A 12409-nucleotide genomic window follows, 5' to 3' on the forward strand; every position below is an offset into this window, starting at 1 on the left:
GAACTGTTCCGTTGAACAGAAGACGGCGCAGAGGTGTTACCACTTCCTCGGCCAGGGAAAAGAGCTCAGTGTGTTCTCGCGCCGTTGTCTCTTTTGCTAGGAGACCTTTCTGCGTGAGGGAGTAATGGGCGTTGTATACGGTGTTTGGCAGCAGCGTGTTGGTCATCTGCGCGAGGCGTTCGCCGCTTGGCTCAAAAAGTTGCATGAACGAAAGCTCTTCGACGCTGAGTGAAGCGACGAGGCTCTCAATGTGCTGAAGAGCGAGCCTCTTGGATCTGCGTACGGAGAGAAGCTTACGCCAGCAGCTCCGGATCTTCGACCAGCCGGTGATTACAAATACTTTCGCTGTTTTCAGTAACCAACACATCGAAGATACGGCTAGGTGCGCAAGAACGTAGCAGAAAATTAAGATCCCGATCGCCACAACCCAAGGTGGAAGCTCAAAGCCTTGCAGTGTGTCTTGCACAGCTGCTGATGCGCCTAAGTATGTGGCGGCAACGAAAAGGCAGAGCGTCAGCATCAGGACGATAGCTTGATGCCGGGCGGCCTGAACAAAGTTGGCCACAGCAAGAAGGAACTGAAGAATATTCATACGTCCCCGTGGCACATGGCGTTATTTAATTTTCATGCCTGTATACCAATCGATAAAGGAAAATCAAGGCTCCGTGTGTATCTGGTACCACATGCACCGAATCTTGGTTCGCTTCTGTGGATATGCTGCTCATCCACCCAGTTTAATTGACGAAACTCATTTTAGCTTTATTCCATTTCGATCCGGCGGAAGAGGGCATGCGACTTCTCGAATGCCCTGTAACGCACCGGGCATGCAACTTCTCACATGCCCATCAACGCATCAAAGGTTATCCGACGCGAAATCAGCCAAGCGCGAACGCTCACCACGCTGCAGCGTAATATGCCCTGCATGCGGCCAGCCCTTGAATCGATCCACCACATACGTCAGGCCTGAAGAGCCCTCGGTCAGGTAAGGCGTGTCGATCTGCGCCAGGTTGCCCAAACAGATTACCTTCGTACCAGGGCCCGCCCGGGTAATCAGGGTTTTCATTTGTTTGGGTGACAGGTTTTGTGCCTCATCAATAATCAAAAACTTGTTGATGAAGGTGCGCCCGCGCATGAAGTTCATCGACTTGATACGGATCTTCGTACGAATCAAATCGGTAGTGGCGGATCGGCCCCAGTCGCCACTACCAGGGTCGGGTTTGTTCAACACTTCCAGGTTGTCCTCGAAAGCGCCCATCCAGGGGGCCATTTTTTCTTCTTCGGTGCCGGGTAAAAAGCCAATGTCTTCACCCACCGGTACCGTGGCACGGGTCACGATGATTTCTGAATACTGTTTGCTTTCCAGAACCTGCGACAAACCTGCGGCCAAGGCCAGCAAGGTTTTGCCGGTGCCTGCCTGTCCAAGCAGTGTGACGAAATCGCATTCCGGGTTCATCAACAAATTCAACGCGAAGTTTTGTTCGCGGTTGCGTGCAGTAATGCCCCACACGCTGTTTTTGTTGTGGCTGAAATCCCGCAGGGTTTTCAGCACTGCGGTGCGGCCGCTTACTTCCAGTACCTGTGCAATCAAGGGGATGCCAGTTTCGCAATACACAAACTGGTTGACCATCATGTCTTTTACGGCCGGGCCGCTGATGCGGTAGAAGGTGCTGCCACCTTGCTGCCAGCTTTCAATCCCTTTGCTGTTCTTCTCCCAGAAGTCGGAAGGCAATTCCATGAAGCCTGAATACAGCAAATCACGGTCTTCCAACACCTGGTCGTTGAAATAATCCTCGGCCAGCAAACCCAGGGCACGGGCCTTGATGCGCATGTTGATGTCTTTGGACACCAATGCCACTTCCCGGTCGGGGTGGTGTTTGCTGAGTGCAAATACCACGCCCAGAATCTGGTTGTCGGCTTTGCCCACGGGCAGTGTTTTTGGAAGTTCTGCGGTCAGTTCTGTGGTTTGCACCAGCAGGCGGCCCAAGGCGTCTACGTTGCCCAAGCGGTTCAGTGCCACGCCTTTTTCAATGTCATCGATGTTCTCCATCAATGCATCCAGCGCCCGGCTTACCTGGCGGGCGTGGCGTGCCACTTCCGACATGCCCTTTTTGTGGTCGTCCAGTTCCTCAAGGGTTATAAGCGGCAAGAACACATCGTGTTCTTCAAAGCGGAATAGCGACGTGGGGTCGTGCATCAACACATTGGTGTCGAGTACGAAGATTTTTTTCCCCGCATGCGTAACCTGTCGCTTCGCTTTCGCGATGGGCATGCCCGTTGGCTTGCCTGCTTTGCCAGTGCTTGCGCCTGGAATCGACTTGTTCCGGTTTGAATCTGGGGACTTGGCTGTCACCGTGTTGTCGGTGGCCAAGGTTAGTGCAGCTTTGCCACTGTTGGGCAAGCCGTCAATTCCCTCGGTTTTCTTGGTCGGCTTTCTCGGTTTGGGCGCCGCAATTGGAGGAATTTCGTTCAGTGTGGTTGCTGGTTTGCTGGGTTCTTTTGGAAGAGGCATTGTCAACGATCTGAAGTAGGAAGCTCATAAATCGCGCAGGGTCGTCAATCCTGCGCCCGTGGGGATATTAGTCCCCGATTGTGCGTACAAAGTCAAGCACCGCCTGTGCGTGACCCGGCACCTTCAAGCCGCGCCACTCCTGCACAAGAAGGCCTTTCTTGTTGATTACAAAGGTACTTCTTTCCACGCCACGTACTTGTTTGCCGTACATGTTTTTCATCTTCATGACGTCGAAAAGCAAACAAACTTTTTCATCCGGGTCGGAAATCAGTTCAAACGGCATGTCCAGTTTGGCTTTGAAGTTTTCATGCGACTTCAGGGAGTCGCGCGAGACGCCAAAAATGACACAATCCGCTTTGGCGAATTCGGCGTGTAAATCGCGAAAGTTTTCACCTTCGGTGGTGCAGCCCGGCGTGCTGTCTTTGGGGTAGAAATAAATAACGAGATTCTTGCCAGCGTGGGCGGACAGCTCAAAATTTGCTCCGCCTGTGCAAGCTGCTGAAAAATCAGGCACTTTGCTGTTGACTTCAAGCGACACGGTGCTGCTCCCTGGCGTCTGTGGTTTGAATTTTCAAGATCAGTATAACCACAGCTTTTGGCAGCAAAATGGATGCAGTGTCAGGAACGTGCCAAAAGCGCCACACCCAGTACGATCACGCCAATGGCCACCCAGCGTTGCAGGCTGACCGGTTCATTGAGGAAGTATTGTGCGGCAAAGGCGTTAATCACATAGCCAATGGCCAGCATTGGGTAGGCAAGGGTAACGTCGACCCGTGAAAGGGCCATGAGCCAGATCAGCAGTGAAAACCCGTAGCAGAACAGGCCAAGGATCATCGGCCATTGTAAAAACAGGGCTGACATAGCGCCCAGGCTAAGCGCACTGGATGCCTCGATCACCCCCACCTTGTTGGTGGCCATTTTCAGGAAAAACTGGGCCAGCGCATTCAACACCACGCCGGAAAGTACAAGCATTGCGGCGTAAGTGGTCATAGCAAAATTGCGGCAATTACGTGCCGGCCTTCCCCGATCAAAATATTGTAGGTGCGGCAGGCCGCCTGGCTGTCCATGTATTCTACCGGGCAGCGCTTGTTGGCAAAAAACTTGCGGATGTCCATGCCGGGAAACACCTGTTTTGCGCCGGTGCCAATCAGCAACACTTCCATGGTGGGCGGGCACTGGCTGTAAAGCCACTCGCAATGCGCCAGCGTCAAGGGGCCAGAACCCGCATTTTCCCAAATTCTGGGGGTGAAATCGGTGCCAAACACCACACTTTCCGTTTGAAGCCTGCCGCTGATCACGACACCTTCTTCGTCATACCGCTGAACGACGAATTGATTGTCGAGCGATTCAGGTTGAAATTTCATTCGAAAGATGCTCCAGGATGGGGCCAAAGCCTAGCAGGCACTGGCCTAAACGGTTAAATTATAAGACTTTGCGCAAGCAAAAGAATAAGCATCTTAAATATCACCTCAACAATCCACACACAGGTCGACATGAAACCCATTCTTAAATCTGCCAAGCTGGCCAATGTTTGCTATGACATCCGCGGGCCCGTGATGCAGCGAGCGCGGCAGCTGGAAGAGGAAGGGCATCGAATCCTGAAGCTGAACATCGGCAATCTGGCCCCATTTGGGTTCGAGGCACCCGATGAAGTGCGGCAAGACGTGATCATGAACCTGGGCGATGCCTCGGGTTACAGTGACAGCAAGGGCTTGTTCGCGGCGCGCAAGTCGATCATGCATTACACCCAGCAAAAGAAAATCAAGGGCGTAACGCTTGATGACATTACTGTGGGCAATGGCGTTTCCGAGCTGATCGTGATGAGCATGCAAGGTCTGTTGAACAATGGCGACGAGGTGCTGGTACCCGCACCCGATTACCCGTTGTGGACAGCGGCTGTAAGCATTTCCGGCGGCACGCCGCGCCACTATTTGTGCGATGAGCAAAGCGACTGGTACCCCGACACCAAGCACCTGCGCAGCCTGATCAATGAAAAAACCAAGGCCATGGTGATCATCAACCCCAACAACCCCACGGGTGCCTTGTACCCCGAAGAAGTGTTGCAGGAGTTGGTGCAAATTGCCCGTGAACACCACCTGATCATTTTCGCAGACGAAATTTACGACAAGATGTTGTACGACGGTGCTGAGCACACGTCCATCGCATCGTTGGCCGACGACGTGCTGTTCATCACCATGAACGGCCTGTCGAAAAACTACCGTGCCTGTGGTTACCGCGCTGGCTGGATGGTTATCTCGGGCGACAAGCGCCACGCCGCCGATTACATCGACGGTTTGGGCATCATGGCGTCCATGCGCCTGTGCGCCAATGTGCCCGGTCAGTACGCCATTCAAACCTCGCTAGGGGGTTACCAAAGTATCAACGACCTTGTGGGTCCTGGCGGGCGTTTAACACGCCAGCGCGATTTGGCCTATGACCTGATGACATCCATTCCCGGTGTTACCTGCGTCAAGCCCAAGGCGGCGCTGTACATGTTCCCGCGCCTGGACCCCAAGGTGTACCCCATCAAGAACGACCAGCGCTTTGTGCTGGAACTGTTGGAGGCCGAAAAGGTACTGGTGGTGCAGGGTACCGGTTTTAATTGGATCAATCCGGATCATTTCCGGGTGGTTTTCCTACCCAACACCGATGATTTGACGGACGCAGTTGGTAGAATTGCACGCTTCCTGGAAAGTTATCGAAAACAACACCTTGGCTGATTTAAAAATGAACAAACCTCTTCGAGTGGCCCTGCTGGGTTTGGGTACCGTCGGTTCCGGCACCTTCAATGTGCTGAAAGACAATGCGAGCGAAATTGAACGCCGTGTGGGTTTCCCAATTCAGATCACCGTTATTGCCGACCTGAACACCGACAAAGCCCGTGAACTGGCAGGCCCCGGTGTTGAGGTGCTGGGCGATGCATTCGAAGCCGTGAAGCGCGACGACATTGATGTGGTGGTTGAACTGATCGGTGGCTACACCATTGCCAAGCAATTGGTGTTGGCCGCAATCAATGCAGGCAAGCACGTGGTAACCGCTAACAAGGCGCTTCTGGCCGTGCACGGCGATGAAATTTTTGCGGCTGCTGAAGCCAAACATGTGATGGTGGCCTTCGAGGCCGCTGTGGCTGGTGGTATTCCCGTAATCAAGGCGATCAAGGAGGGTTTGGCCGCCAACAAAATTGAATACGTGGCAGGTATTATCAACGGCACCTGCAACTTTATTCTTTCCGAAATGCGTGACAAGGGCTTGCCCTTCGCCGATGTTTTGGCTCAAGCCCAGGCTTTTGGCTACGCCGAAGCCGACCCCACTTTTGACATCGAAGGCGTGGACGCTGCCCACAAAATCAGCCTGCTGAGCTCAATTGCTTTTGGTGTGCCCGTTCAGTTTGAAAAGGCTTATATTGAAGGCATCACCAAGCTGACCAAGGAAGACATTCAGTTTGCCGAACAACTGGGCTACCGGGTCAAGTTGCTGGGCATTGCCAAGCGCACAGACCACGGTGTGGAGCTGCGCGTACACCCCACCCTGATTCCGGGCAAACGGCTGATCGCCAATGTGGAAGGGGTGATGAACGCCGTGCTGGTGAAAGCCAACGCCGTCGGCCCAACCTTGTATTATGGTGCTGGCGCTGGCAGCCTGCCCACTGCGTCTGCTGTGGTGGCTGACCTTATTGAAATTGCGCGTGCAAGCCAGGCCCCTTTGGCCAGCCGTGTACCTGTGTTGGCCTTCCAGAAGGAAGGTATCCAGAATCTGGAAGTGCTGCCCATGGATAAAGTGGTCACTGCCTTTTACTTGCGTTTGGCTGTGGACGACCGCCCGGGCGTCTTGGCTGAAGTGACCCGCTTGCTGGCGGACAACCAAATTTCAATTGAAGCCATGATTCAACGCCAGGCCACCAGCGAAAAAGAAACCGCTGAAATTGTTCTGCTGACCCACCGTTGTGTGGAAGGCGATGTGAACAAAGCCATCGCCAAAATTGAAGCACTTGATAGCGTGCATGGCCCATTGACCCGTATTCGTGTAGAGGACTTGAGCTGAAATGAAATACTTCAGCAGCCGTGGGGGAATGGACCCCCAAGATTTTTCTGGAATTTTGCTGGAAGGTTTGGCGCCTGATGGTGGCCTTGCCGTGCCCGAGTTTTATCCCCAAGTGGCCCTGCATGTGCTGGAAAGCTGGAAAAACCTGAGTTACGGTGAATTGGCCTTTGAAGTGCTGCGTCCTTACGCCACTGACATTCCTGAAGCCGACCTGAAAACGCTGACCACGAAAACCTACACCAAGGCCGTGTACGGCACCGAAGAAATTACCCCGGTGCGCGAGCTGTTCGACGGCATCAAGGTACTGGAGCTTTCGAATGGCCCCACGCTGGCCTTCAAAGACATGGCCATGCAATTGCTGGGTAACCTGTTTGAATACCAGCTTGCACGCACCAACCGTGAACTGAACATTTTGGGGGCAACCAGCGGCGACACGGGTTCGGCAGCCGAATACGCCATGCGTGGCAAAAAAGGCGTGCGCGTGTTCATGCTAAGCCCCTTGGGCAAAATGAGCGCATTCCAGCGCGCCCAAATGTACAGCCTGCAAGACCCGAATATCTTCAACATTGCAGTGGAAGGTTTGTTCGACGATTGCCAAGACATCGTGAAGGCTGTCAGTGAAGACTTGGCGTTTAAAAACCGCCAGAAAATCGGTACGGTCAATTCCATCAACTGGGGCCGCATTTCTGCCCAGGTTGTGTACTACTTCAACGCCTACCTGCGCACGGCAGAAAAGATCGGCGACCCGGTCAGCTTTGCTGTGCCTTCGGGCAACTTTGGCAACGTGCTGGCCGGGCACATTGCACGCCAAATGGGTTTGCCAATCCGCAAGCTGATTGTGGCAACCAATGAAAACAATGTGCTGGATGAATTTTTTAAAACCGGTGTGTACCGCCCCCGGACTTCGAAGGAAACGTACATCACCTCCAGCCCGTCGATGGACATTTCCAAGGCATCGAATTTCGAACGCTTTGTGTACGACTTGCTGGGCCGCGACCCCAAGGCCTTGAAGGCCTTGTGGCAAGATTTGGCCAAAAATGGTCATTTTGACTTGTCCCATGATTCGCGCTTCAAGCACATTGAATCAGACTTCGGTTTTCAGTCCGGTTCATCAAGCCATCAGAACCGCCTGGACACCATCAAGGAAGTGTATGCCCGCACCGGCACACTGATCGACACCCACACCGCCGATGCGGTGAAAGTGGCTCGTGAGCTTGTTGAGCCGGGTGTGCCCATGGTGGTGCTGGAAACAGCACTGGCCGTGAAATTTGCGGAAACCATCGAAGAAGCCACCGGGCAAACACCGCCTGTCCCCAAGGCTTTTGAAGGCATTGAAAAACTGTCACAACGCGTGGTTGAAATGCCGGTTTCCGTTGATCAGGTGAAAGCCTTCATTGCAGAAAATACCGGTCTGTAGTCTGTTTTCAATCAATCGTTTACCTGCAAGTAATAGGGTTTACCTAACTTGCAGGTCCAAACGGAATCATGAACAATAGCAAGGTTGAGAAACACCGCTTGAAGCCATCGTTTTGACCTCGCCATCCGACATTGTTGATTCTCCCGAAGTGGCACCCGGCCAAGGCATTGATGCCCAGCCCAGAAAGGGTTTGTCCGCCCTGGCCGTGGATGACGAACCTGGCATGCGCCATTTCCTTGAGAAAGCGCTGGAAACCCGTTTTGCGCGGGTCGATACTGCGGGATCCGTTGAAATGGCCCAAGCCCTGTTTGAAAACCACGACTACAGCACAATTGTGCTGGATGTGAGTTTGCCTGGTAAAAGTGGTTTGGCCTGGTTGAATGAATTGCGCCAGGGCAGTTACGAAGGCGATGTGATCCTGATCACCGGTTATGCCGACATGGACACAGCAATTGGTGCCCTGCGTGCCGGGGCACAAGACTTCCTGCAAAAACCCTTTCGAATTGATCAGCTGTGGTATGCGCTGGACCGTGCTGCCGATCAAAACCGCTTGAAACGCGAAAACTTTGTGTTGAAGCGGGCTGTGTCCAATCTTCAGCAAAATGAGCAAGTGATGGTGGGCGAAAGCCCCATTGTTCGCCAGTTGCGCAGGCTGGTGGCCAAGGTTGCACCCACCGATTCAACGGTGTTGCTCACCGGCGAATCCGGTTCAGGCAAGGAGGTACTGGCCCGCACCCTGCACGGCATGAGCCTGCGAAGTGAAAGGCCCTTTGTGCCCATCAACTGCGGTGCCATTTCGCCTGAACTGATTGAAAGTGAACTGTTTGGTCACGCCAAAGGCGCGTTCACGGGTGCCACTGAGTCGCACCAAGGTTTGTTTTATTATGCGCAGGGTGGCACGCTGTTTCTTGACGAAATTGGTGAACTGCCACTGAGCATGCAAACCAAGTTGTTGCGGGTTCTGGAAGACCGTCGGATCCGACCCGTGGGCAGCACCAAGGAAGTGGATGTGGACGTGCGCATTGTCGCGGCCACCAACGTGAACCTTGAAGTGGAAGTGAAACGCGGGCGCTTTCGCCAAGACCTGTATTACCGCTTGCAGGTCATGCCGATTGAAATGCCTCCGCTGCGTTCGCGCCCGGATGACATTGATTTACTGGCCAATTACTTCATCAAGGTGTTTGCCAAAAAACTGCGCATTGACCCCTTGAAAATAAGCCAGGAAATGCAGGCCCGTTTGCAGGCCTACGAATGGCCGGGCAATGTGCGTGAATTGCGAAATTTCATCGAAAGGTCTCTGATCCTGGGTTACTTCCCCAAAGAAGATTTGCCTTTGAATCTTGATCTGGATGAGCGCACCGCTGTTGAAGAAGACCTGCAGAATGAATCGCTGGAACAGGTTGAAAAAGCCCACATTCTTCGCGTGTTGAATGCGTGCAGCGGCAACAAGTCCGAAGCGGCCCGCCGTTTGGGCGTGTCCCGAAAAACACTTGAAAGAAAGTGCATGGCGTGGAGCCAAGAATAGGTCAGCGGCCGTTCCCGCCACGCGGGCATTTTTGGCCCAGCCACTGGACCGTTAAAACCAAACTGGTGGTGACGGCCTGCATTCCGTTGTTGGTGCTTATCCCGGTTGTGGCCCTGCTGGTGTGGTCGGCTGGTCAGGCGGCCTACACAAAAATCTTGATCTCCAAAGTGCGAAGCGACCTGGTGCTTGCCCAGCAGGAATTCACCGATGTACAGGAAAATAAATATGACGCGCTGAAGGCCTGGTCTGAAAGCGCGCATCTTCGCAACCTGTTGCAGCGCCAGGGTGGCAAGCTGAACAACAAAGACCTTCGGGCGCAGGCAGAGAAGTTGGGTTTTGCCTACCTTCGCCTGATCAGTCCGACAGGAATGGTCGTGAATTCTTTCCCTGCGCGTTTGCCTTACATGTTGGGCACCGAGATTCAGAAATCAGTCAAGTTTCGTGAATCGGGCAGTTACACCGTGTTGCTGTCAAACGCCGAGCTGAATGACATTTCACCGGAACTGGCTTCCCGTGCCGTGCAGGCCATTTTGCCAACATGGAATGCGAGCCCTTCATCAAAAAGTGCCGAAGACCGTGGGCTGGTGGTACAGGTGCTTCAGCCCTTGTTCAGCGATGGCAACATGCTGGGCTATCTGGAAGGTGGCTTGTTGCTCAACGGAAACCTTGAGTTGGTCGATAAAATCAATGACCTGATTTATTCGCCCAACACCTTGCTTGAAGGATCGATTGGCACCACCACCATATTTCTGGAAGATGTGCGCGTGGCCACCACGGTTCGGCGGGACGGGGAATCCCGTGCCTTGGGCACCCGGGTTTCCGATGTGGTTCGTCAAAGTGTATTGGGTCGGGGGGAAGTCTGGCTTGAACGGGCTTTTGTAGTAAACGATTGGTATGTGGCAGCCTATGCCCCCCTGTTAAGCCCGGACGGCGCGCGAATCGGCATGTTCTACGTGGGATTTCTTGAAGCACCTTATGCCAACATCAAAACCCAATTGCTGATTTTATTTTTGCTGGCCGTGGGCGCTGCCATGGTGCTGGGTGCCATGATGGTGGTGCGTTTAACATCGGGTATTTTTTATCCATTGCGGCGCATGAACTACATCATGAGTTTGCAGGAAAGGGGCGATGCGGCGGCCCGTGTGGGCGACCTTCGGCGTGAAGACGAATTTGCAGACCTGGCCAATCACTTCGATGTGCTGCTGGATCAACTGGACGCACGCCGCAGTGAACTGCTGGGGCTCAATGAAGAACTGGATGAACGTGTGCGCCAGCGCACCGCGGACCTTCAGGCCGTTAACCAAAAACTGCATCAGGCAGTGGAACAGTTGCTGGCCTCGGAAAAACTGGCGGCAATGGGCCAACTGACCGCCGGTATTGCGCATGAATTCAACAACCCGCTGGCCATCATGATGGGGCATCTGGATTTGATTCGCATCACCCTGAACGACCCCGAAAGCATGAAAACCCTGCGCCTGCTTGATGAGCAGGTACATCGCATGCGCAACATTGTGCAAAAGCTGCTGCAGTTTTGCCGACCCGATGAATATGCCTCCTACACTGAAGAAGTGAATGTAAACGAGGTGATTCAGGACAGCATTCTTTTTGTGCGCAGCGAAATAGAAGCGGCGCGAGCACAGCTCAAGCTGGAACTCAACGCGCGTGAAACCGTGCAAATCAGCAAAACAGAATTGCAGCAGGTCATGGTGAACTTGTTGATCAATGCCACGCATGCACTGGAGGGGTCGTTTCATGAACAGGCTGCAGTGCTGGACGAACCGCCCTTGATATCTGTTGAAACACGCGACATGGCATTGGCAGATGGTCAAAAAGCAGTCAGTATTCAGGTGCAAAATAATGGTGAGCCGATTGCTCCAGAACGTCTGCAGCTTATTTTTAAAATGTTCTACACCACCAAACATGCAGGCAAAGGCACGGGACTTGGCTTGCCGGTTTCCCGCATGCTGGTGCAGCGGTATGGTGGTGATTTACAGGCCAAAAGCCCGGTGGTGCCGGAAAATGCGCCACAATTCGGCGCATGTTTCGAAATCGTCTTGCGATGCAAGGCCCGGCCGTCGGCCGATATTTTGAAAGAAACTGGTCAGCAGATTTTGTTGATCGAGAAGCAACTGTCAGAAGGAAGTTGAAGTGCCCAAGGTTTTTGGATTTGCCGGTTTCTCCGGCGTGGGTAAAACCACATTGATTGAGCAACTGTTGCCCATCCTGATCGGGGAGGGGGTTCGTGTGTCAGTCATCAAGCATGCCCACCACGATTTCGACATCGATCGCCCCGGCAAGGATTCCTACCGGCATCGCGAAGCAGGTGCCTATGAAGTGCTGATTACCGCCAACAAGCGCTGGGTGCTGATGCATGAATTGCGCGACGAAGCCGAGCCCACGCTCGAGGATCAGTTGAGCAAGCTCTCGCCCTGTGACCTGGTGATTGTTGAAGGCTTCAAGCGGGCCAATATTCCAAAAATTGAAATTTGGCGGGAAGCCAATGGCAAGCCCATGTTGCATCCCCAAGATCCCAACATTGTGGCGGTGGCCTGCGACACGGCCATCGAATTCCGTGGTTTGCCCACCTTGCCTTTGAACGACCCTGCATCGATTGCGCAGTTTATTTTGAAACGGTTTGTGAATGGTTGAACTCAATGACCTGCTGGCGCAGGTGTGGCCTTTGGCTGCAAGCAATAATACCCCGAGAACTGAAACAGTGAACCTGAATGCGGCATTGGGGTGCGTGGTGGCCTGTGATGTGTTTTCACAACTGAATGTGCCGCAGCACGACAACAGCGGCATGGATGGTTATGCCGTGCGTTGTGCCGACATTGTCCAAGGCGTGCAGTTCGCTGTGTCGCAACGCGTGCCGGCGGGTGCGTCGGGAAGGCGGGCGAGAACCAGATGAATGATGTTC

At 53.6% G+C, this 12409-nt stretch carries 12 protein-coding genes; 7 read left to right on the forward strand and 5 right to left on the reverse strand.

Annotated elements, in window-relative coordinates:
• From V7028_RS12545 to V7028_RS12565, 5 genes are all read right to left on the reverse strand, one after another.
• A partial coding sequence (locus tag V7028_RS12545) for a hypothetical protein (protein WP_334120423.1) occupies window positions 1–592 on the reverse strand: 592 nt, incomplete at its 3' end.
• Between the two features lie 261 nt (window positions 593–853).
• Entirely contained in the window at window positions 854–2509 is a 1656-nt protein-coding gene (locus V7028_RS12550) for a PhoH family protein (RefSeq protein WP_334120424.1), read from the reverse strand.
• Window positions 2510–2576: 67 nt separating this feature from the next.
• Entirely contained in the window at window positions 2577–3047 is a 471-nt protein-coding gene (locus V7028_RS12555; protein WP_334120425.1) for a peroxiredoxin, read from the reverse strand.
• A gap of 80 nt (window positions 3048–3127) precedes the next feature.
• Window positions 3128–3499 carry an SMR family transporter gene (locus V7028_RS12560; protein ID WP_334120426.1) on the reverse strand — a complete coding sequence of 124 codons (372 nt, stop codon included), beginning with the start codon at window positions 3497–3499 and terminating at the stop codon, window positions 3128–3130.
• Window positions 3496–3873 carry an Mth938-like domain-containing protein gene (locus tag V7028_RS12565; protein WP_334120427.1) on the reverse strand — a complete coding sequence of 126 codons (378 nt, stop codon included), beginning with the start codon at window positions 3871–3873 and terminating at the stop codon, window positions 3496–3498. Before V7028_RS12565 ends, V7028_RS12560 begins: the two co-directional genes overlap by 4 nt.
• A gap of 129 nt (window positions 3874–4002) precedes the next feature.
• Between V7028_RS12565 and V7028_RS12570 the strand changes: the two genes are divergently transcribed.
• The 7 genes from V7028_RS12570 (at window position 4003) to V7028_RS12600 (ending at window position 12400) form a co-directional block, all read left to right on the forward strand.
• Window positions 4003–5229, forward strand: a complete 1227-nt coding sequence (locus V7028_RS12570; RefSeq protein ID WP_334120428.1) for a pyridoxal phosphate-dependent aminotransferase — start codon at window positions 4003–4005, stop codon at window positions 5227–5229.
• Window positions 5230–5236: 7 nt separating this feature from the next.
• Complete coding sequence (locus tag V7028_RS12575) at window positions 5237–6550, forward strand: homoserine dehydrogenase (protein WP_334120429.1); 1314 nt, start codon at window positions 5237–5239, stop codon at window positions 6548–6550.
• Between the two features lies 1 nt (window position 6551).
• Window positions 6552–7967, forward strand: a complete 1416-nt coding sequence (gene thrC / locus V7028_RS12580) for a threonine synthase (protein WP_334120430.1) — start codon at window positions 6552–6554, stop codon at window positions 7965–7967.
• A 112-nt stretch (window positions 7968–8079) separates the two neighbouring features.
• Window positions 8080–9492 (forward strand): sigma-54-dependent transcriptional regulator, encoded by a 1413-nt coding sequence (locus V7028_RS12585; RefSeq protein WP_334120431.1) that lies wholly within the window; start codon window positions 8080–8082, stop codon window positions 9490–9492.
• Window positions 9477–11639, forward strand: coding sequence for a sensor histidine kinase (locus V7028_RS12590; protein ID WP_334120432.1), 2163 nt, complete (start codon window positions 9477–9479; stop codon window positions 11637–11639). Before V7028_RS12585 ends, V7028_RS12590 begins: the two co-directional genes overlap by 16 nt.
• A gap of 1 nt (window position 11640) precedes the next feature.
• Window positions 11641–12141, forward strand: a complete 501-nt coding sequence (gene mobB, locus V7028_RS12595; protein ID WP_334120433.1) for a molybdopterin-guanine dinucleotide biosynthesis protein B — start codon at window positions 11641–11643, stop codon at window positions 12139–12141.
• Entirely contained in the window at window positions 12134–12400 is a 267-nt protein-coding gene (locus V7028_RS12600; RefSeq protein WP_334120434.1) for a hypothetical protein, read from the forward strand. The genes mobB and V7028_RS12600 overlap by 8 nt, the downstream gene beginning before the upstream one ends.
• The last annotated feature ends 9 nt before the right edge of the window (window positions 12401–12409 follow it).

It is taken from the genome of Limnobacter sp. (genome assembly GCF_036846585.1).
GTDB lineage: Bacteria > Pseudomonadota > Gammaproteobacteria > Burkholderiales > Burkholderiaceae_B > Limnobacter.

Bases quoted from the DNA above. Each gene is read 5' to 3' on its own strand.
- V7028_RS12550 (WP_334120424.1), bottom strand. From the start codon at position 2,509: ATGCCTCTTCCAAAAGAACCCAGCAAACCAGCAACCACACTGAACGAA.
- V7028_RS12560 (WP_334120426.1), bottom strand. From the start codon at position 3,499: ATGACCACTTACGCCGCAATGCTTGTACTTTCCGGCGTGGTGTTGAAT.
- V7028_RS12565 (WP_334120427.1), bottom strand. From the start codon at position 3,873: ATGAAATTTCAACCTGAATCGCTCGACAATCAATTCGTCGTTCAGCGG.
- V7028_RS12570 (WP_334120428.1), top strand. From the start codon at position 4,003: ATGAAACCCATTCTTAAATCTGCCAAGCTGGCCAATGTTTGCTATGAC.
- V7028_RS12575 (WP_334120429.1), top strand. From the start codon at position 5,237: ATGAACAAACCTCTTCGAGTGGCCCTGCTGGGTTTGGGTACCGTCGGT.
- thrC (WP_334120430.1), top strand. From the start codon at position 6,552: ATGAAATACTTCAGCAGCCGTGGGGGAATGGACCCCCAAGATTTTTCT.
- V7028_RS12600 (WP_334120434.1), top strand. From the start codon at position 12,134: ATGGTTGAACTCAATGACCTGCTGGCGCAGGTGTGGCCTTTGGCTGCA.